Below are 19,702 nucleotides of genomic sequence, written 5' to 3'. Positions count from 1 at the left end.
CCGTCCTCACACGGTCTCCGAGGTGGTGAGGCGGTCTCCCAGGCTGTCGCGACGAGGCTCGTGCTCCGTATCGTCGTCAGCCGACTCGTCACGCTCGAAGATCACGATCGTGCGCCCCGTGGAAGCCGCGTGCAGTCTCCTTCGATGCACCCACGCCTCCACCACGACGCCGAGCAGGCCGACGGTGACGGCTCCGATGATCGTCGACCAGTCGCTGGCCCAGCCGCCGCCGGTCTCCCGCGGCCACGCGACGTTGACGATCTGGAATACGAGCCACACCAGCGCAATCCACCCTGTCGCGCGCCCTGCGCGTCCCAGGAAGAGGCCGGGCTCGTCTTTCCACTGCCCGCGAACGCGCGCGATGGCCAAGCCGAGGATCGGAAAGAGGAAGGAGATGAAGAAGCCCACTGAGGAGAAGGAGATCAGGGCCATCTGAATGCCCTCGCTCTGAAACGGGATGAAGAGCAGCACCGCGATGATCGCTGTGACGATGACCGCCCGCCGCGGCAGCCCCGTCTCTCCGGAAAGGCGCGTGAGGAGACGCGCGAACGGCAGCTCTCCGTTTCGTGCGGTGGCCCAGACGATTCGGGAGACCGTGATCTGAATGGTCATGAGACTCGCGGCGAAGGCGATGACGAAGAGGGCGAGGACGCCGCGGAACACCGGCTCAGGAAGCGCGGCAGCCATGATGGCAACGGCCGGATCGGCAGCGTTGTCGGGGTTTTGCAGGAAGGCCTCGTTCGGCACCGCGAGGGTGAACGCGAGCGTGCTGAGCAAGACGATGCTCATGATGGCGAAGAACGAGATCACCATCGCGCGGGGCACGGCCCGCTTCGGTCGCTTGACCTCCTCGGCGATCGAGCTCGCGCTCTCGAAGCCGATCGCGAAGTAGCTCGAGAACGCGATGGCCATCACGAGCGGGGCAGAGAAGAGCACCCCTTGGTAGTCGACGAGTGCGGCCGGTGACAGGTAGTCGAGATCCTGATGGCGCTCGAACACGAGCAGCCAGATGGCAACTCCGACCGACCCCACCCCCTCGGCGACGATCACTGCGACCATGAGGATCTTGATGAAGACCCGTCCGGCGAGATTCACCAGCGTGCTGAACGCGAGGAGGGCGACCGCCAACCACGTGACAAGGCCGTGATCGGCGCCCGAGACATCGAAGATGGGCGGGAGCAGCACGGCCCCGGCGTACGCGACCGCGGGAAGTGTGATCAGGAGTGTCCAGATGTAGGTCCACGAGGCGAACCAGCCGTACCGAGATCCCAGGAGGCGACGCGACCACTGATAGATACCGCCCGAATCCGCCCACTTCGAAGCCAGCACGCCCAATGTGAGCACCACGACGAACTGCCCCGCGTAGAGGATGAGGCCGCCCCAGATGAACGCCGGCCCCGAGGTGGCCAGTCCGACACCGAGAACGCTGTACAGCGCAACGATCGGTGAGACGAACGCGAACGCGACGGATAGCGCGGAAAACGTGGTGAACTCTCGCTTCATCACCATCGGCGTCTCGGCCATTGGACTCCCTTGATTCACTCGGTGAGGGCATGTAACCGCGCTCACACTACGTAAGCCGAAACGTTTTAACAACCCTCATGAAGTACCCGGGTGGAGGTACTATTGGGGATCGAAACGATTTAACTCGGGCCTCACGCTCACCTCGTGACCCAGGGAAACCGGGAGTAACATGACACCGCCGACCACTCTGCGCCTCACGGTGGTTCAGGACGCGCCCCGGCCCCGGGACCTCGAGCGCAACATTTCCCACGTCGGAGACCGTCTGGCCGCGACGAGCGGAGTCGACCTGATCGTCTTCCCCGAACTCTTCCTCTCGGGGTACCAGACGACGGCTCTCGACGAGATCGCGCTGTCACCCGACGATCCCCGCATCGCGGCACTGGCGGACCGCTGTCGTGCCGCGGGCACAGCCCTCCTGGCGGGCTTCGTCGAACCCGGCCCCGGTGGCTATTTCGACGCGTATCTCGCGATCGACCGAGACGGCACCATCGGGAAACCCATACGCAAGACGCACCTGTTCGGGACCGAGCGCGAGGCATTCCTGCGCGGCGATGTGCTCGAACCGGTCACCCTCTGCGACACTAGGATTGGCGTTCTGAACTGCTTCGAGCTCGAGTTTCCCGAGGTGTCCCGCACGCTCGTGCTCCGCGGGGCGGCGCTTCTCGTCGCGGGGTCGGCCAACATGCATCCCTATGAGCGTGATCATGTCATCGCCAGCAGCGCTCGCGCTCTGGAGAATCGCGTCCCGGTGGCTTACGCGAACAGGGTCGGTAACGAGTCGGGACACCACTTCTGCGGATCGAGCCGGATCGTCGACCGGGACGGCTCGGTGCTCGCCGCGCTCGACTCCGTTGAGACCGGCAGCGCGACTGCGGAAGTAGAGATCGGTGTGCGCAGCGCAGGTGCGGTCGACATGATCGCTCAGCGCCGCCCCGAACTCTACGAATCGTAGGAGCAGCCCGCGCAGGGACGTGCCGACCGGCTCGCCGCGCACAGACGTGTGCGGGCCCGGACCTGTTCGGCCCGGGCCCGCCCATGATGACGTGGAGTCAGCCGACCCTCACCGGCGTGTTGGATGATCCCGCGTGGAATGCCAGCGCCTCCAGCGCGATACGGGCAGCGATCAGCTGAGTCCGGGTCGAGTGGTCATGCGCGGGGGCTGTCTCCGCGATATCGACACCGATCAATCCCGCGGGCGAGATGCCCCGAACGATCTGCAGCGCCTCGCGCATGGTCATTCCACCCGGTGTCGGAGCGCAGGTTCCGGGCGCGTAAGCCGCGTCGAGTGCATCGACGTCGAACGTCAGGTAGAACCCCTCCTCGCCGACGCGCTCGAGAATCTGTTCGACGACCCAAGCGGCGCCGTGCTCCCAGATCTCCTCCAGCCAGATCACCCGAATGTCATTGTCCCGGCAGTACTTCAGCTCCGTCTTCGGGTTCAACCATCCGTTGATGCCGACGAGTACGATCTTCGACGGATCGTAGCCGTTGTCGACCGCGCGCGTGATGGTGCAGCAGTGATTCAGCTCCTCGCCGCCGACATGCGGCGCGGCATCGAGGTGCGTGTCGAACTGCACCCAGCCCGGGCTCGTCCCCGGCTTCTTTGCGGCCTTGCCGACCGGAATGCTCACCGAGTGGTCACCACCGAAGACCACGGGAATCGCTCCGCCCGCGACGATCTCGGTGATATCGGCCTCCACTCGCGCGAAGGTCTTCACGGTGTTGCCGAGAGCGACATTGCAGTCGCCGCCGTCGGCCAGCGGAAGCCGTTCGAAGAGGTCGAAGTCGTAGGTCGCCTGGAAGTTCGTGAACTGCACCGAGGTCTCACGGATCGCGCGAGGACCGTAGTTGGCGCCGCTTCGGCTGATCGTCGTCGCGTCGAACGGGAAGCCGTACACGACCGCCTTCGTTCCAGACGCCCTGATCGCCTCGCGGTCGAGTTCAATGCTCGGCACGCCCATAAAGTTTCCGCCGACGCCTCCGTGCAGGAGCCCGGTCCACATCGTCTCGTCGAATGAGCCGGCCGCCACTTCAGTCATGGTTTCCTCACTTGTTTTCTGCGCGAGCAGAGGCTCGCAACTCCACTGGTAGATCGTCTTGGCGAAACATCGCCTTCGCGACGATGTCTGCCGAAACGATTCGGCACGACCGTAGCATTCGCCTCCTCCGGCGTCTAGGGAACGTTTCGACAGGGCATGGTCCGGACAGCGCGGGCGTTACACGGGTATGACCGCGCAGGACTCCGTAGCAATCGTGCACTCATTCTGGAACGACGTGTGGAACGCCCACGACCCGTCGGCGGTGGATCGGTTCGTCGTCGAGGACTTCGTCATCGTCACCGGCGGTGAGACCATCACGGGTCGCGACAACTTCAAGCGCTGGATCGAGGGCTTTCTGGCCAAGGTCGACGACCTACACCTCGAGGTCGTCGAGTCCTTCCAGAACGCCGACGGCAGCCGGGTGGCGTCGCGCTGGCTGCTGACCGGGCGCAACAACGGCATCCTCGGAACGGTGCCGGACAAGCAGGACGTCGCGATGACCGGCACCGCCGTCTGGGCGGTGCGTGAAGACGGCAAGCTGCTGACGAACTGGGTCGAGCGTGCGTCGTGGGAACTGCATCAGCGGCTTACCGCCGGATGAACCCGTCCAGCTCGTCGAGCGACCACGGCGGCGAGTCGTGGTAGTCGCGGTAGGCGACGATCGCGGGTGTCTGGCGGTCGAAGCGGCCGACGAAACCGCCTGCGGCAATGAAGATCTGCCCCGTCACGTCCCTGGCGAGGCCACTGACGAGGTAGGCATACGTCGGTGCGACGTACTCAGGCGGCGCGGCGTCGAGTGCACCCTGCATGCTGATCTCGTCGAGCAGCCCGCGCCGGTTCAGGTCGGCGATGTGGGCCTCGTAATCCGAACCGGTCGACAGTCTGGTCCGCGCGCCGGGGCACACCACATTCGCGCGGACGCCGTACGCGCGAAGTTCGGCGGCGATGGCGAGGGTGAGGCCGTTGACCGCACCCTTGCCCGCCGGGTATCCCGTGCCGCCGTAGTCGCCGAGAAATGCGAACGAGCTGGTGTTGACGATGGCGCCGCCACCAGCGGCGACCATGCGTGGTGCTGCCGCGCGGCAGGTCTCGAACACCGTGCCGAGATGAGCGTCGAGCAGATCCCGAAACTGGGCCGAGGACACATTGAGAATCGATGACCCGGCCGGCTCGGCGGTTCCGGCGCAGTTGATCAGCGCATCGATGTGCCCGAACTCGTCCATGCACCGCTCGATCAACGCGTCGGCAACCACTGGATCCGCGGGGGAGCCCGCGTAACCCACGGTGCGACCTCCGATGCCGCCCACGGCGCTGGCGACGGCATCGGGGTCACGTCCATTGACGACGACGCCGAACCCCTGGCTGGCCAGGAGTTCGGCGACGGCGAGCCCGACGCCCCGGGAGCCGCCGACGACGACGGCACCCCGAGCGCTCAGCTCGCGTCCTCCTGGCCGAACTTCATCGCATCCATGTTCCAGTAGCCGCGCAGGTTGGTGATGAGACCCTCGTCGTTCACGCGATAGGTGAAGACACCACGCACCGTTGCGGTGAAGCCGTTCGGAAACACGGTGTGCAGCACCAGGATGTAGGCGATCTCCTCACGCGAACTCGACGGGAACGTCTCCTCGCGGGTGACGGTCAGGGTGTTGGGCCCGATGTTCGCGTCGTAGAACGCCGCGAGGGCCTCCTTGCCCTTCACGCCGGTGCCGTCGGGGTTGGTGACGGACTCGCCGATCGGATCCTCGACGACGATGTCGTCGGCCATGAGCGCCAGCCAGCCCTCGCGGTCACCTGACTGAACGCAGCGCCATGACGCCTCCGACGCGGCGAGTACGGGGGACTTCTCGGCCGTTTCCTGTGACACCGTTGCTCCTACCGGTCTGCGTCGGTGTAGCGGATGACGCCGCGGATGTTGCGGCCCTCCAACATGTCCTTGTAGCCGTCGTTGATCTGCTCCAGCTTGTACTGCCGGGTGATCATGTCATCGAGGTTGAGCTTGCCCGCCTTGTACATCGACAGCAGCTGCGGGATGTCGAAGTGCGGGTTGCCGCCACCGAAGATGGTGCCCTGCAGGCGCTTCTGCATCAGGGTCAGCATCGCCAGGTTCAAGGACACATTGGTGTCCATCAGGCTGCCGATGGCGGTCAGCACGGTGGTGCCGCCCTTTGAGGTGAGGTTGACGTAGGTGTCGACGTCCGCGCCCTTCAGCTCACCGACCGTCACGATGACCTGCTTGGCCATCAGACCGTAGGTGGCCTCGGCGATACCCGCGAAGGCCGCGTCAGTGTCGGGATAGGCGTGCGTGGCACCGAACTTCAGTGCGGCGTCGCGCTTCCACTCCACCGGCTCGATGACGAAGATGTGGCGGGCACCGGCGTTGACCGCGCCCTGGACCGCCGACATGCCGACGCCGCCGACACCGATCACGAGGACGTCATCGCCGGGGCGGATGTCGCCGGCCTTCACGGCCGAGCCGTAGCCCGTGGTCACACCACAACCGACCAGGCAGGCGACCTCGAAGGGGATCGACTTGTCGATCTTCACGACCGAGCTCTTGTGCACCACCATGTACGGGCTGAACGTGCCCAGCAGCGTCATCGGGAAGACCGGCTGGCCCTTGGCCGTGATGCGGTGTGTGCCGTCGGATACGGCCTGGCCGCCGAGCAGTCCCGCGCCCAGGTCGCAGAGGTTGCGCAGGCCGGCCTGACATGACGGACATGCGCCACACGACGGGATGAACGACAGCACGACGTGATCGCCGGGTGCGATGTCCTCGACGCCGGGGCCGACTTCGGTGACGATGCCCGCGCCCTCGTGGCCGCCGAGCACCGGGAAACCGGCCATCGGGATGTCTCCGGTCACCAGATGGTGATCGGAGTGGCACATGCCCGATGCCTCCATCTGGATCTTGACCTCGTCCTTGACGGGGTCGCCGATCTCGATCTCCTCGATCGACCACGGCTGGTTGAACTCCCAGATGAGAGCACCCTTTGTCTTCATCAGTACATGCCTTCCGCTAGACCCAGTCAGGCCAGACTAGAGCCATTAGTTAGATGCGTCACACCCACCCCCAAGCAACTGCTTGGCCGGGACCTCACCAGATCGGAACGGGGCTGGTCCCGATCGGGTAGTAGCCCGGCAGCTTCTCGCCGGCGAGGCTGCGTTCGATGCGCTTCTGCATGGTGGGGGTGAGGTCGCCGGACTCGATGAGCTTCATGAAGGCCTTCTGGACATGCCCGAAGTCGAAGAAGTCGCGCTGCCACTCGATGAGCAGGTCGTCATTCAAGCGAAACCAGCTTCCGCCGATGCCGTAGATCTCGTCCTTCGTGCCGTCGGACTTGTTGGCGATCTGCTTCCAGAATCCGACGATCTCGTTCTGCTTCTCGTCGATCAGCGTCTTCTGGTACTCGTAGACCCAGTTCTCCAAGCCCTCCATCTCCAAACCGAGCGCCACATCCCGGATCTCGTCCCGGTTGACGCACATCACGTCTTCCTTGGGGCCGATGTTCCAGCCGTAGGTGGCGTCCTCGGTGTAGAAGTCGGCCAACGGCTTCCAGTCACCGGCCTTCTCGGCGTCTCGGTTGGCCTTCAGCCAACGGTTGACCCAATCCTCCAGCTGCTCACGTGACGCCATTGTCAAGCCTCTTTCTCTGTGATGGATAGTGCTCGGGTTGGACACATTTCGACGGCCCGTTCGACGTCCTCGCGGAGTTCGTCGGGCGGTTCGGAGTCGAGGATCTCCACGACGCCGCGCTTGGGCACCTTGAACACGTCAGGGGCCTCCAGCTCGCACATGGCGTGGCCCTGGCACAGGTCGTCGTCGAGTTCGACGCGGTAGCACCCCACTGGACTATCCCTTGACGATTCCCGAGTCGCTGCGCTCCTGCCCTCCGGCGACTCGCTTGCGGTAGCGCACCTTGGCGGGCTGAGCCAGCTGCACGACCATCTTGGAGTGATCGTTGCGGTAGCTCTCCGACGGCTGTGACATCTCGAACTCGTACTCGCGCAGCAGAACCGAGAAGATCGCCTTGATCTGCATCTGAGCGAACGCCGCCCCGACGCAGCGGTGCTTGCCCGCGCCGAAGGGTATCCACGTCCAACGATTGGCCAGATCCTCCTGCCGCGGCTTGTCGTAGCGGTCGGGGTTGAAGTCGTCCGGGTCGGGGAAGTCCTCGGGAATCCGGTTCGAGATCGCAGGCGATGCGGCCACCATCTGACCCTTGTGGATCGGGAAGCCCGCCACCTCGAACTCGTCCTGCGCGACGCGCATCAGGATGATGAGCGGCGGATGCAGGCGCAGGGTCTCCTTGAGCGAGTTGTCGAGTTTCGGGATCTGGCGCAGCGCATGAAAACTCACCTCCTGGCCGTCGGCGTAGAGGTCGTCGAGCTCGGCCTGGACTTGGGCGTAGACGTCAGGGTGCCGCAGCAACTCGATCAGCGTCCACGACGAGGTGCCCGAGCTGGTGTGGTGACCCGCGAACATCAGTGAGATGAACATGCCGGTGACCTCGTTGGCCGTGAAGCGGGGATTGCCGTCGTCGTCCTTGATCGAGACCAGCACGTCGAGCAGGTCGCGATCCTCCTTGCCCTTGGGCGGGTTGGCGATGCGGCCGTCCATGATCTCCTGCACCAGCGCAACGAGTTTGACGCGCGACTCGTCACGGATGCGGAAGCTCTCGATGTCGAGGTAGGGGTCGACGTAGCAGAGCGGATCGGTCCCGCGCTCCAGTTGGTGGTAGTAGTGCGCGAACCGACTGTCGAGCTGCTCTCGGAACTTCAGCCCGATGAGGCACGCCGTCGACGTGTAGATCGTCAGCTCGGAGAAGAAGTCGAGCAGCTCGATCTCGCCCTCGTCGCCCCAGTCGGCGATGATCTTCTTGACCTCGTTCTCGATGGTGGCGGCGTGGCCCTTCATCTGCTCGCCACGCAACGCGGTGTTGTGCAACATCTCCGCGCGCCGCTCGGGGTCGGCGTCGAACACCACGCCCTCACCGAAGATCGGCGTCATGAAGGGGTATGCCTCGGCCTGGTTGAGCTCGCTGTCGGAGGACCGGAAGAAGAACTCGTTTGCCTCCGCCCCGGACAGCATGACGACCTGCTTGTCCGCCAGCTGGAACCAACCGGCATCCCCGCACTCCTGCCGAATCCGCCACATCAGGCCTATCGGATCGGTGCGGAACTCCTCGAGGTGGCCGTGCTCGTCCTCGCCACCTGAAACCCGTTGCACCTCTTTGGTGACGGTCATGACGGCATCCCCTCATCCCCCAGGGCCAGCTTCTGACGGTCCTTGGTGTCGGTCAGTGGAGCCTCGGGCTGAAGTTCCATATTCGCGATGTACCCGCCGCGCGGGGTCTCGGCGACGAACGTGATGGCGCGTGCGAGATCTGCTGCGCGCAGGAAGTAGTCATGCCGGGCCTGGCCCCACTTGGCCCAGTCCTCCAGTGCGGGCCCGATCAGCTCGGCGGGCAGGCTCCAGCCCATCGAGGTCTTCGTCGGGCCGGGGTGCACTATCGAGGCGCGCACCCCGGTGCCCTCGAGTTCCATCTGGTAGTTGGTCACCATCGCCACGAGTGCGGCCTTGGCTGCGCCGTAGGCGCCCATGTGCGGACGCTGGCGCAGCGCGACATCGGACCCGACGAAGATCAGGTCGCCGCGCTGGCGCTCGATCATGCCGGGCAGCACCGCGCCGGCCAGACGGTTGGCCCCCACCAGGTGAATCTGCAACTGTGAGTTGAAGTCGTCGGTGCTGATTTCGGCCAACTTGCCGAAGTAGGTGTCACCGGCTCCCGCCACCAGCAGCTCGATCTCGCCGAGCGCCTCGACGGACTGGGTCACGAACGACTTCACCGAGTCGGTGTCGGTGACGTCGAGGTGGAACCCGACCGCCTCACCACCGTCGGCGCGGATCTTGGCGACCAGGGCGTCGAGCTTCTCGACCCGGCGGGCGCCGAGCGCAACGGGGAAGCCGTGGGCGGCGAGTTTCAGGGCGGTGGCCTCCCCGATACCGGCTGACGCGCCCGCGACGATTGCGGGTCGGCGGTCGGGAAGCGGTGCGAAACGTGGCATCTATCGGGCCTTTACGGTGATCGGAAGGTGGGCGAAACCGCGGACATTGCTGGAGTGGACGCGAACCGAGTTGGCCTCGTCGACCTCGTATCCGCGGATGCGTTTGAAGAGCTCGGCAAGCGCGACGCGGGCCTCCATGCGGGCCAGGTGTGCCCCGAGGCAGAAGTGCGCGCCGCTGCCGAAGCTCTGGAGTTTGGCGCCGATATCGCGGCCGATGATGAAGTCGTCCGGCCTCTCGAACGCGCGCTCGTCACGGTGTGCCGATCCGGGCAGCAGCAACAGCACGTCGCCGTCGGGGATCTTGGTGTCGTACAGAGTAAGGTCCCCCGACACCAGGCGAGCCAGGATCTGGCTGGACGTGTCGTAGCGCAGTGTCTCCTCGACCCACAGCGGGATCCGCGACTCGTCGTCGTAGATCGGGGTGATCTGGTCGGGGTTCCGGTGGCCCCAGAACGCGGCATTGGCAAGGAGTTTCGTGGTGGTCTCATTGCCCGCGATCACCATCAGGAACAGGAAGCCGAGCACCTCCTCGTCAGTGAGGCGATCACCGTCGATCTCGGCTTCCAACAGTGCGGTGGTCAGATCGTCGGCTGGCTTCTTGCGGCGCTCGGCGACCATGTCCTGGTAGTAGACGATCAGGTTGATCGATGCCTCGATCGCCTCGGCGGGCACGTCTTTGACACCGTCCTCGCGGTGCATGACGCCATCCGCCCAGGCTCGAATGCGGTCCCGGTCCTCCTCGGGGACACCCATGAGCTCGGAGATGACGTCCATCGGCAGCTTGCCCGCGAACTCGGCGACGTAGTCAACGGTGCCGTCTTGCGCCCGCTCCATCATGGTGTCGAGGTGCTTGACCGCGAGTTCGGTTACCCGGGGCTCCAATTCGCGAATGCGACGCGGTGTGAAGCCCTTCGAGACCAGCGTCCGCAGCCTGAGGTGATCGGGATCATCCATGGCCAGAAACGACATGGTCTTCGATGCGTGCGGCCCGCGGGAGATCGGGTCCAGCGACACGCCCTCCCGGTTGGACAGCGTGGTGCTGTTGCGGAAACCCGTCAGGACATCGGCGTGCCGTGACAACGCCCAGAAGCCGAGGTCGGGGTTGTGGTAGAGCGGAGCCTCGTCACGGAGCCGCCTGTAGTACGGGTACGGATCCTCGTGGAAGTCGTAGTCGTACGGGTCGAGCAATACGTCTGGGCCCGTTCCGGTCTGAGATGTCACTGCTCTTCTCCCAAGATGAGGCCGACGACGTAGCTGAGTCGGTCGGCGATCTGGTGGTAGGTGAAGGCGCCGCTGCCCGCGTTGACGAGCGCGCCGAAGTACGTCATCTCCAGGGCCGAGACCACACGCGGATCGGCATCGGGGCCGACAGCCGAGCGGATCCGGCGGTGGATCTCGGCGCCGATGCGATCGCGGACGCGCCGCACTGTCGGGTCGGTGCCGGTCAGCAGTGCTGTGGTGCAGGCCGCGGCGACCTCGGGCTCGTCGGCCACCATCAGCGCCATGCTGCGCAGCGCCTGCTCGACGCGCGCCGTCATCGGCTCGTTGACGTCGGTGAAGAAGGGCACCTGCTTCATGAGGTCGAGATACACCTCGGCGATCAGGTGGTTCTTCGAGGAGAAGTAGGTGTAGGCCGTGGCCGGCGCGACCTTCGCCCTGGCGGCCACAGCGCGCACAGTCAGGTCGGCGTAGCTGGATTCGCGCAGCATCTCCACACCGGCGGCGAGCACCTTGCGGAAGGTCTCCTCCTGCCTGCGGTTGCGCGTTGGCTCGCCAGGGTCCGTCTCGGACGTCCCTGTGATCGCGAACACCGAATCGCTGGACACATGTCCAAGTTATCGGACGGTGTGCCGCGAAGGCAAGCGATCGCCGCGAAATGCCACTACACCTGGTGTATCTCGAGGCCGTGGCTCCTCCGGCCGGTGTTGACCCTTGCTTCCGTCGCGCGTCTGGGGCTAAGGTTCGACGCAGTACGGCTGGACAGTTGTCCAGGCGTTTGGACCGGAAATTCTGCACATGGGAGTTCGGATGGCGCTACTGAGCGATCGCGAGAGTCGACTGCTCATCGGAGGCAAGCTGGTCACCGGTGGTTCGGGCACGTTCCCGACGCTGAACCCCGCGACCGAGGAGGTCATCGGCGTCGCGGCCGATGCGACCGCCGATGACATGAGTTCGGCGATCGGCGCGGCGCGCGACGCATTCGACGACACCGACTGGTCCACCAACCACGAACTCCGGGTGCGGTGCATTCGGCAACTGCAGCAGGCGATGCGTGATCACGTCGAGGACCTGCGCGATCTCACGATCGCCGAGGTGGGTGCACCGCGGATGCTGACGGCGGCGGCGCAGCTCGAGGGTCCCGTCGAGGATCTGAGCTTCTGCGCCGACACCGCGGAGTCCTATGAGTGGACAACCGACCTCGGTATCGCGTCGCCGATGGGCATCAAGTCTCACCGCACCATCGCCCGCGAGGCCGTTGGGGTCGTCGGCGCGATCACGCCGTGGAACTTCCCGCACCAGATCAACCTGGCGAAGATCGGACCCGCGCTGGCGGCCGGAAACACGTTGGTGCTCAAGCCGGCACCCGACACCCCGTGGGCCGCGGCGGTGCTCGGTGAGCTGATCACCGAGCACACCGACTTCCCCGCGGGCGTCATCAACATCATCACCTCCAGTGATCACGGCGTGGGTGCGCTGCTGTCGAGGGACGCGCGCGTCGACATGGTGTCGTTCACCGGGTCGACCAACACCGGCCGTGCGGTGATGGCCGACGGCGCTGCCACGCTGAAGAAGGTCTTCCTGGAACTCGGCGGAAAGTCGGCGTTCCTGGTGCTCGACGACGCCGATCTGGCAGGCGCATGCGCCATGGCCGCATTCACCGCATCGATGCACGCCGGGCAGGGATGCGCCATCACGACACGTCTGGTGGTGCCACGCGCCCGCTACGACGAGGCCGTCGAGGCTGCGGCGGGCACGATGGGGGGCCTCAAGCCCGGTGACCCCAACAAGCCGGGCACCATCTGCGGGCCCGTGATCTCCGCACTGCAACGCGACCGTATCCAGGGGTACCTGGACTCGGCGATCGCCGAGGGCGGCCGGTTCGCGTGCGGCGGCGGGCGTCCCGCCGACCGCGACACCGGATTCTTCATCGAGCCGACCGTCATCGCGGGCCTGGACAACAACGCCAAGGTCGCCCGCGAGGAGATCTTCGGTCCCGTGCTCACGGTCATCGCGCACGACGGTGACGACGACGCGGTGCGCATCGCCAACGACTCGCCCTACGGCCTGTCGGGGACGGTGTTCTCCGGTGACGACGAGCGCGCGCAGGGTGTCGCCGCGCGGCTGCGGGTCGGCACGGTCAACGTCAACGGTGGTGTCTGGTATTCGGCCGACATGCCCTTCGGCGGCTACAAGCAGTCCGGCATCGGCCGGGAGATGGGGCTCGCGGGTTTCGAGGAGTACCTCGAGACCAAGGCGATTGCCACTTCGGTCTGACGAGCGAGAAGCGAACTAAGGAGAAGCAGTGGGCCTGTACGGGGATCAGTTCAAGGAGAAGGTCGCGATCGTCACCGGAGCCGGTGGCGGCATCGGGCAGGCGTACGCGGAGGCGCTGGCGCGTGAGGGTGCGGCCGTCGTCGTGGCCGATATCAACGTCGAGGGCGCGCAGAAGGTCGCCGACGGTATCAAGGGCGAGGGCGGTAACGCACTCGCCGTGCGCGTCGACGTGTCGGATCCAGACTCCGCCAAGGAGATGGCCGCGCAGACGCTGTCCGAGTTCGGCGGTATCGACTACCTGGTCAACAACGCCGCGATCTTCGGCGGGATGAAGCTGGACTTCCTCGTCAGCGTGGACTGGGACTACTACAAGAAGTTCATGAGCGTGAACATGGACGGTGCGCTGCTGTGCACCCGCGCGGTGTATCGCAAGATGGCCAAGCGCGGTGGCGGGGCGATCATCAACCAGTCCTCAACGGCGGCGTGGATGTACTCGAACTTCTACGGTCTGGCCAAGGTCGGCATCAACGGTCTGACGCAGCAACTCGCCACCGAACTGGGTGGCCAGAACATCCGCATCAACGCGATCGCGCCCGGCCCCATCAACACCGAGGCCAACCGCACGACCACGCCGCAGGAGATGGTGGCCGACATCGTTAAGGGCATTCCGTTGTCGCGCATGGGCGAACCGGAGGATCTGGTTGGCATGTGCCTGTTCCTGCTGTCGGATCAGGCAAAGTGGATCACAGGGCAGATCTTCAACGTCGACGGCGGACAGATCTTCCGTTCGTGAGAGGACGCAACACATGACTGAGGACCTGAAGCTGGGCTACATCGGCCTGGGCAACATGGGCGCGCCGATGGCCAAGCGGCTCGTCGAGTGGCCCGGTGGGGTCACGGTGTTCGACCTGCGGACCGAGGCGATGACGCCGCTGGCCGAAGTCGGTGCGACGCTGGCCGATAGCGTGGCCGATGTCGCGACCGCCGACATCATCAGCGTGACCGTGCTCAACGACGCTCAGGTACGCGAGGTGGTGGCCGAGCTGGCCGAGCACGCCAAGCCGGGCACCGTCATCGCGATCCACTCGACGATCAGCCCGGAGACGGCGATCGAACTGGCCGACGCGCTGCGGCCGCGCGACATTCACGTCATCGATGCCCCGGTATCCGGTGGCGGTGGCGCGGCTGCCAACGGCGAGCTGGCCGTCATGGTGGGCGCCGACCGTGAGGTGTACGAGCGCATCAAGCCAGCGTTCAAGCAGTTCGCGTCGATGGTCATCCACGCCGGGGAGCCCGGCGCGGGAACGCGAATGAAGTTGGCGCGCAACATGCTGACGTTCACCTCCTATGCCGCGGCGTGTGAGGCGATGAAGCTCGCCGAGGCCGCGGGTATCGATCTCGGTCAGCTCGGCCGGGTGGTCCGCCACACCGATGCGCTCACCGGCGGTCCCGGCGCGATCATGGTCCGCGAGGACATGACGACGTTGGCCCCCGACCACTGGTTACACGACGCGTTCACCCACACCCGCGGGCTGGGGGAGAAGGACCTCAGCCTGGCGCTGGCGCTCGGCGAGGCGAAGGGTGTTGACCTGCCGCTCGCGGAGTTGGCGCTGCAGAATCTGGCCGCCGGACTCGGTGTGCCGCACACGTCGAGCACGAGGGAGTAGCTCCTATGGACGAAGCACGCCGCAAGGGCCTCGAGAAGATGAACGAGGTCTACTCGTGGGAGATGCCGAACATGGAGGGGGACCCGTACTTCGACCTGACCGTCGATCACCTCTTCGGCACCATCTGGAACCGCCCCGGCCTCTCGATGCGCGACAAGCGCCTGATGACGCTCGCCGTCGTGACCGCGCTCGGCGAGCAGGGATTGGCCGAGGTTCAGGTGAATGCCGCGCTGGCCAACGGCGAACTCACCGAGGACGAACTGAAGGAGATGGCGATCTTCCTCACCCACTACGTGGGCTTCCCCCGAGGCTCCGGGCTCAACGGTGTGGTGGGAAAGGTTGCCGCCAAACGCAAGAAGGCAGCGGACGCGGGGGCCGGCGAGGACAAGAAGGCGAACGTCAACGCGGCCGTCAAGATGAGCACGGGCAAGACCCTCGATGATGAGTAGGTATGCGGCGCTGTCACGCGAGGAACTGGCGACGCTGGTTCCCGAGCTGCTGCTGATCGGTCAGCTCATCGATCGCTCCGGAATGGCGTGGTGCATATCGTCATTCGGCCGCGAGGAGATGCTGCAGATCGCGATCGAGGAGTGGGCGGCGTCCAGCCCGCTCTACACCAAGCGGATGCAGAAGGCGCTCAAGTACGAGGGTGTCGACATCTTCACCCTCTTCAAGGGGCTGCAGCTCGATATCGGCGCGCCGCCCCAGTTCATGGACTTCCGCTACACCGTGCACGACCGCTGGCACGGCGAGTTCCACCTCGACCACTGCGGCGCGCTGCTCGACGTCGAGCCCATGGGCGAGGACTACGTCAAGGGCATGTGCCACGACATCGAGGACCCGACCTTCGATGCGACCGCACTGGCCACCAACCGCAAGGCTCAGGTCCGGCCCATCCACCGGCCGCCCAGGACACCGTCCGACCAGCACCCCCACTGCAGGTGGACCGTGATCATCGACGAGTCCTACCCGGAGGTGCCGTTCATCCCCGCGATGGACATCGTTGGCGCCAGCCGGGCCTACTCGTGCGAGCTCGCTGCCATCGATCCGAACGACGAGGGAATGGCGGACTACTCGGGCCCGCTGCTGTCCGATGTCGACTTCGGTGCGTTCTCGCACTCGGCCCTGGTCCGAATTGCCGACGAGGTCTGTCTGCAGATGCACCTGTTGGTGTTGTCATTCACCCTGGCGGTCCGCGCTCGCACGAAAGGTGATGCGGCACTGGAGGAGTCGATCCGCACGAAGCAGCTGATCGGCATCGCCGGCGTCGCCGCCGAGCGGATACACAAGGCGCTGAAGCTGCCGGGCGGGGTCAAGGGCGCGCTGCGGGTGCTCGAACTGCACCCGCTGCTGAACCCGGCGGCCTACGTGTCGGCCGACGTCGACCCGGGCTTCGTCCACGTGCGCAGGTCACCCGCCTACGAGGACGGCTCCTGGATATCGCTGTGCTCGCCGGTGTCCGACAAGCCGCTGCAGGCGATCGTCGCTGCCGTGGACCCGCACCTGCGTGCCGAGGTCTCGGGGACGGAGTCCGACTGGACGGTCCGCGTCATCGAGACCGACACCGCGGCCAAGGAGCTGCCCGAGGTCGAGGTGTGCAAGTTCAGTGGTGGTGCCAGCTGGGTGTTCGAGGAACGGAAGTCGCTGCCGCTCACGGTTGTCTGATGGTCGCCTCCGGCGACGGCCGTGTGCCCACTGCCGCGCCCACCCAGCGGCGCAGGTAGTCGCGCAGGTCCTGGCCCGTGCGCGGCGGCCGGCCCGGGTCGATGACGAAGGACTGGATGATGCGCAGCAGGTGCTCGGCGAGTTCGTCGAGGTCTGCGTCGGTGAACCCCTGAGCCGCCCAGTCGACGTCGAACCGGCGCAGCATCGAGTTGGCGAAGCGCTGCGCCACGTCCGACGTCACCGACTCGGTGTGCGCGTCGGCCCGGCCGGGCACGACGAGCAGGCCGATGTGCTTGTCCTTGGGGAGCCACTCCAGTGCCGTTGCGATGGCCTCGGTGACCGCGTCGACCGGATCGTGCAGGCCGTGCAGATGGGTGGCCAGGCGCTCCAGGAAGTCGTCGGCCGCGTGCACCGCGGCGGCGATCAGCAGGGCGTCGGTGCTGGGGAAGTAGCGGTACACCGTCTGGCGCGTGACGCCGAGCGTGCGGGCCACGTCGGCGATGGAGATCTCGGCGCCGCGGGCGTCGATGGCCTGGCCTGCCGCGGCGAGAATGCGCGCCACGGCCTCGTCATCGCTCGCGGGAGCCGATCCCGACCAGCCGTGGGTGCGCACGTCGGAATCGTAGCGCCGCGAGGATCAGCCCCGGTAAGAGACCGATAGTTCCTTGACGCCGTTGATCCAGCCCGACCGCAGTCGTTGAGGTTCAGCGAGTTTGGCGATGTCGGGAATCTGGTCGGCGATCTCGTCGAAGATCAGCTTGATCTCCATGCGCGCGAGGTTGGCGCCGATACAGAAGTGGGCGCCGTTGCCACCGAACGCCAGGTGCGGGTTGGGGTCGCGCAGGATGTCGAAGTTGAACGGCGACTCGAACACCGACTCGTCGAAGTTCGCCGAGCTGTAGAAGAGGCCGACCCGCTGGCCCTCCTTGACGGTCACGCCGCCGAGTTCGACATCGCTCAGCGCGGTGCGCTGGAAGCAGTGCACGGGCGTCGCCCACCGGATGATCTCGTCGACCGCGGTGGAGGGGCGCTCCCGCTTGAACAACTCCCACTGGTCGGGGTTGTCGAAGAAGGCGTTCATACCGTGCGTCATCGCGTTGCGGGTTGTCTCGTTGCCCGCGACGGCCAGCAGGATCACGAAGAACGCGAACTCGACGTCACCCAGCGACTCGCCGTCGACGTCGGCCTGGATGAGGCGCGTGACGATGTCATCGGCCGGATGCCGCCTGCGCTCCTCGGCCATCGTGTAGGCGTAGCCCATCAACTCGGCGTTGGCCACCGTCGGATCGGAGTCGAAGTCGGGATCGTCGGTGTTCATGATGGCGTTGGTCCATCCGAAGAGCTTCTGCCGATCCTGCTCGGGCACGCCGATGAGGTCGGCGATCGCCTGCAGCGGCAGGTTCGTCGCGATGTCGTCGACGAAGTTGCCGCTGTCCTTCTCGGCGGCCGTGCGGACGATCTCCCTGGCCGCGGTGGCGAGCGTCTGCTCCAGCGTCGCCACGGCCCGCGGGGTGAACAGCCGCGACACGATCTTGCGCAGGCGGGTGTGCTCGGGGGCGTCGTGGTTGATCAGCAGTGCCTTGGTCAGGTCGAGCTGCTCGCTGGTGACCCCGTCGGGCAGCCGCATCACCGCGCCCTTGGCGTTGGTCGACCAGAGGTCGCCGTTACGCGAGATGGACTTGATGTCCTCGTGACGGCTGATCACCCAGTAGCCGCCGTCGTTGAAGATCGACTCGCTCTGCTCGTTCCACCACACCGGCGCGGTCTTGCGCAGTTCCGCGAACTCCGTCACCGGGATGCCCCTGAGCAGGACATCGGGGTCGGTGAAGTCATACCCCGGGGGTAGGAGCGGGCTGGTGTTCTGCATGGTCGTCATATCCACCACCTCATCGTGTGACGTACGGCACCGTTGAGATAGACCATACACCGATTCGTAGTGTGTATGCCCGAAGTCCTCGGGATAAGGTTGACAACCGTGCGCGTCCTCGTAATTGGATCCGGTGCCCGTGAACATGCGCTGCTGCTGGCGCTGCGCCGGGACCCCGAGGTGACCGAGCTGTCCGTCGCGCCCGGTAACGCCGGCACGGCGAACCTCGCCGGCCAGCATGACGTCGACATCACCTCCGGCGAGGCCGTGGTGAAACTCGCCCAGTCGCTCGGCTCCGACCTCGTGATCATCGGACCCGAGGTCCCCCTGGTGCTCGGCGTCGCCGACGCCGTCCGCGCCGCGGGTATCGCCTGCTTCGGGCCGACCAAGGCGGCCTCTCGCATCGAGGGTTCCAAGGCCTTCGCCAAGGACGTCATGAACGCCGCAGGGGTACGCACCGCAACCAGCGAGATCGTCGACAACCCAGCGCATCTCGATGCGGCACTGGACCGGTTCGGGCCGTCGGCCGGCGATCAGGCGTGGGTGGTCAAGGACGACGGACTGGCCGCGGGCAAGGGCGTCGTTGTCACGCCCGACCGGGACCTCGCCCGCGCACACGCTGCCAGCCTGCTCGACTCCGGGCACCCCGTGCTGCTGGAGTCCTTCCTCGACGGCCCCGAGGTCAGCCTGTTCTGCGTCGTCGACGGCGAGACCGTCGTCCCGCTGCTGCCCGCCCAGGACTTCAAGCGCGTTGGCGACGGCGACACGGGGCCCAACACCGGCGGTATGGGCGCGTACTCGCCGTTGCCCTGGCTGCCCGAGGAGACCGTCGCCGCCATCGTCGACGACATCGTCAGACCGGTTGCATCAGAGTTGGTTACGCGTGGATGCCCGTTTTCCGGGCTGCTCTACGTCGGCCTGGCGATGACGTCACGAGGACCCGCGGTGGTGGAGTTCAACTGCCGCTTCGGCGACCCCGAGACACAGGCCGTGCTTGCCCTTCTCGAGTCGCCCCTGGGGCAGCTCCTGCGTGCCGCGGCCGTCGGTGAACTCGCCGAGCACCCGCCGCTTACCTGGCGTGACGGCGCCGCGGTGGCCGTTGTGCTTGCCGCCGAGAACTACCCGGGGCGCCCGCGCGTCGGGGACGCCATCGGCGGGTCCGAGGCCGAGGGTGTCCTGCACGCGGGTACGTCCCGGCGAGACGACGGTGCCGTCGTGTCATCGGGCGGGCGGGTGCTCTCGGTGGTGGGTACCGGAGCCGACCTCGACGCGGCACGTGCCGCCGCCTACGAACTCATGGGCTCGATCCGGTTGCCGGGGGGACACTTTCGCAGCGATATCGGCCTGGCCGCGGCCGAGGGGCGAATCAGTCTGTAGCC

The 19,702-nt window shown here is 66.0% G+C and carries 21 protein-coding genes; 8 read left to right on the top strand and 13 right to left on the bottom strand.

Annotated features, from left to right (window positions below; translation table 11 throughout):
* Window positions 1-6 precede the first annotated feature (6 nt).
* On the bottom strand, window positions 7-1,524 hold the full coding sequence (locus ABIA65_RS12325) for an APC family permease (RefSeq protein ID WP_241403053.1): 1,518 nt from the start codon (window positions 1,522-1,524) through the stop codon (window positions 7-9).
* Between the two features lie 169 nt (window positions 1,525-1,693).
* Between ABIA65_RS12325 and ABIA65_RS12320 the strand changes: the two genes are divergently transcribed.
* The gene (locus ABIA65_RS12320) at window positions 1,694-2,476 is read left to right on the top strand and encodes a carbon-nitrogen hydrolase family protein (protein WP_354523664.1); all 783 of its coding nucleotides are present in this window, start codon (window positions 1,694-1,696) and stop codon (window positions 2,474-2,476) included.
* Between the two features lie 97 nt (window positions 2,477-2,573).
* Here ABIA65_RS12320 and speB read toward each other — a convergent pair whose 3' ends face one another.
* Window positions 2,574-3,563: an agmatinase gene (gene speB / locus ABIA65_RS12315; protein ID WP_354523663.1), complete on the bottom strand. Its 990-nt coding sequence runs from the start codon at window positions 3,561-3,563 to the stop codon at window positions 2,574-2,576.
* Window positions 3,564-3,777: 214 nt separating this feature from the next.
* Here speB and ABIA65_RS12310 point away from each other — a divergent pair, with 214 nt between their 5' ends.
* Entirely contained in the window at window positions 3,778-4,164 is a 387-nt protein-coding gene (locus ABIA65_RS12310; protein WP_354523662.1) for an ester cyclase, read from the top strand.
* On the opposite strand, the gene ABIA65_RS12305 is transcribed toward ABIA65_RS12310, so the two are convergent.
* The 9 genes from ABIA65_RS12305 to ABIA65_RS12265 all read right to left on the bottom strand — a co-directional run bounded on the left by ABIA65_RS12305 (window position 4,151) and on the right by ABIA65_RS12265 (window position 11,455).
* Window positions 4,151-4,999 carry an SDR family NAD(P)-dependent oxidoreductase gene (locus ABIA65_RS12305; RefSeq protein WP_354523770.1) on the bottom strand — a complete coding sequence of 283 codons (849 nt, stop codon included), beginning with the start codon at window positions 4,997-4,999 and terminating at the stop codon, window positions 4,151-4,153. The two genes, ABIA65_RS12310 and ABIA65_RS12305, sit on opposite strands and share 14 nt — an antisense overlap.
* Window positions 4,996-5,427, bottom strand: coding sequence for a nuclear transport factor 2 family protein (locus ABIA65_RS12300; RefSeq protein WP_241403057.1), 432 nt, complete (start codon window positions 5,425-5,427; stop codon window positions 4,996-4,998). The genes ABIA65_RS12305 and ABIA65_RS12300 overlap by 4 nt, the downstream gene beginning before the upstream one ends.
* Window positions 5,428-5,435: 8 nt before the next feature.
* The gene (locus ABIA65_RS12295; RefSeq protein WP_354523661.1) at window positions 5,436-6,563 is read right to left on the bottom strand and encodes an NDMA-dependent alcohol dehydrogenase; all 1,128 of its coding nucleotides are present in this window, start codon (window positions 6,561-6,563) and stop codon (window positions 5,436-5,438) included.
* Window positions 6,564-6,657: 94 nt separating this feature from the next.
* Window positions 6,658-7,197, bottom strand: coding sequence for a nuclear transport factor 2-like protein (locus tag ABIA65_RS12290; protein ID WP_241403059.1), 540 nt, complete (start codon window positions 7,195-7,197; stop codon window positions 6,658-6,660).
* A gap of 2 nt (window positions 7,198-7,199) precedes the next feature.
* Window positions 7,200-7,409: a ferredoxin Fdx gene (fdx, locus tag ABIA65_RS12285; RefSeq protein ID WP_241403060.1), complete on the bottom strand. Its 210-nt coding sequence runs from the start codon at window positions 7,407-7,409 to the stop codon at window positions 7,200-7,202.
* Between the two features lie 4 nt (window positions 7,410-7,413).
* Window positions 7,414-8,808, bottom strand: a complete 1,395-nt coding sequence (cyp51, locus tag ABIA65_RS12280) for a lanosterol 14-alpha demethylase (RefSeq protein ID WP_354523660.1) — start codon at window positions 8,806-8,808, stop codon at window positions 7,414-7,416.
* On the bottom strand, window positions 8,805-9,629 hold the full coding sequence (locus ABIA65_RS12275; protein WP_241403062.1) for an SDR family oxidoreductase: 825 nt from the start codon (window positions 9,627-9,629) through the stop codon (window positions 8,805-8,807). The genes cyp51 and ABIA65_RS12275 overlap by 4 nt, the downstream gene beginning before the upstream one ends.
* On the bottom strand, window positions 9,630-10,850 hold the full coding sequence (locus tag ABIA65_RS12270) for a cytochrome P450 (protein ID WP_354523659.1): 1,221 nt from the start codon (window positions 10,848-10,850) through the stop codon (window positions 9,630-9,632). It abuts the gene before it with no gap.
* Window positions 10,847-11,455, bottom strand: coding sequence for a TetR/AcrR family transcriptional regulator (locus ABIA65_RS12265; RefSeq protein WP_241403064.1), 609 nt, complete (start codon window positions 11,453-11,455; stop codon window positions 10,847-10,849). The genes ABIA65_RS12270 and ABIA65_RS12265 overlap by 4 nt, the downstream gene beginning before the upstream one ends.
* Before the next feature lie 202 nt (window positions 11,456-11,657).
* Here ABIA65_RS12265 and ABIA65_RS12260 point away from each other — a divergent pair, with 202 nt between their 5' ends.
* Genes ABIA65_RS12260 through ABIA65_RS12240 form a run of 5 tightly spaced genes read left to right on the top strand, consistent with a single transcriptional unit; the run spans window position 11,658 to window position 16,456 of the window.
* Complete coding sequence (locus ABIA65_RS12260) at window positions 11,658-13,124, top strand: aldehyde dehydrogenase (protein ID WP_354523658.1); 1,467 nt, start codon at window positions 11,658-11,660, stop codon at window positions 13,122-13,124.
* A 28-nt stretch (window positions 13,125-13,152) separates the two neighbouring features.
* Window positions 13,153-13,917 carry an SDR family oxidoreductase gene (locus tag ABIA65_RS12255; RefSeq protein WP_241403066.1) on the top strand — a complete coding sequence of 255 codons (765 nt, stop codon included), beginning with the start codon at window positions 13,153-13,155 and terminating at the stop codon, window positions 13,915-13,917.
* Between the two features lie 13 nt (window positions 13,918-13,930).
* The gene (locus tag ABIA65_RS12250) at window positions 13,931-14,791 is read left to right on the top strand and encodes an NAD(P)-dependent oxidoreductase (RefSeq protein ID WP_354523657.1); all 861 of its coding nucleotides are present in this window, start codon (window positions 13,931-13,933) and stop codon (window positions 14,789-14,791) included.
* A 5-nt stretch (window positions 14,792-14,796) separates the two neighbouring features.
* Window positions 14,797-15,240, top strand: a complete 444-nt coding sequence (locus ABIA65_RS12245; protein WP_354523656.1) for a carboxymuconolactone decarboxylase family protein — start codon at window positions 14,797-14,799, stop codon at window positions 15,238-15,240.
* Window positions 15,230-16,456 carry a hypothetical protein gene (locus ABIA65_RS12240; protein WP_354523655.1) on the top strand — a complete coding sequence of 409 codons (1,227 nt, stop codon included), beginning with the start codon at window positions 15,230-15,232 and terminating at the stop codon, window positions 16,454-16,456. Before ABIA65_RS12245 ends, ABIA65_RS12240 begins: the two co-directional genes overlap by 11 nt.
* On the opposite strand, the gene ABIA65_RS12235 is transcribed toward ABIA65_RS12240, so the two are convergent.
* Entirely contained in the window at window positions 16,443-17,069 is a 627-nt protein-coding gene (locus ABIA65_RS12235; protein WP_241403070.1) for a TetR/AcrR family transcriptional regulator, read from the bottom strand. The genes ABIA65_RS12240 and ABIA65_RS12235 overlap by 14 nt on opposite strands.
* 24 nt (window positions 17,070-17,093) lie before the next feature.
* On the bottom strand, window positions 17,094-18,332 hold the full coding sequence (locus ABIA65_RS12230) for a cytochrome P450 (protein WP_241403071.1): 1,239 nt from the start codon (window positions 18,330-18,332) through the stop codon (window positions 17,094-17,096).
* A 99-nt stretch (window positions 18,333-18,431) separates the two neighbouring features.
* On the opposite strand from ABIA65_RS12230, the gene purD reads away from it, so the two are divergent.
* Window positions 18,432-19,700: a phosphoribosylamine--glycine ligase gene (purD, locus tag ABIA65_RS12225; protein WP_241403072.1), complete on the top strand. Its 1,269-nt coding sequence runs from the start codon at window positions 18,432-18,434 to the stop codon at window positions 19,698-19,700.
* Window positions 19,701-19,702: the final 2 nt, after the last annotated feature.

This window comes from Mycolicibacterium sp. 624 (genome assembly GCF_040548615.1).
Classification (GTDB): Bacteria; Actinomycetota; Actinomycetes; order Mycobacteriales; family Mycobacteriaceae; genus Mycobacterium.
The sequence above is the reverse complement of the archived record's forward strand: the minus strand, read 5'-3'. Positions and strand labels throughout refer to the sequence as shown.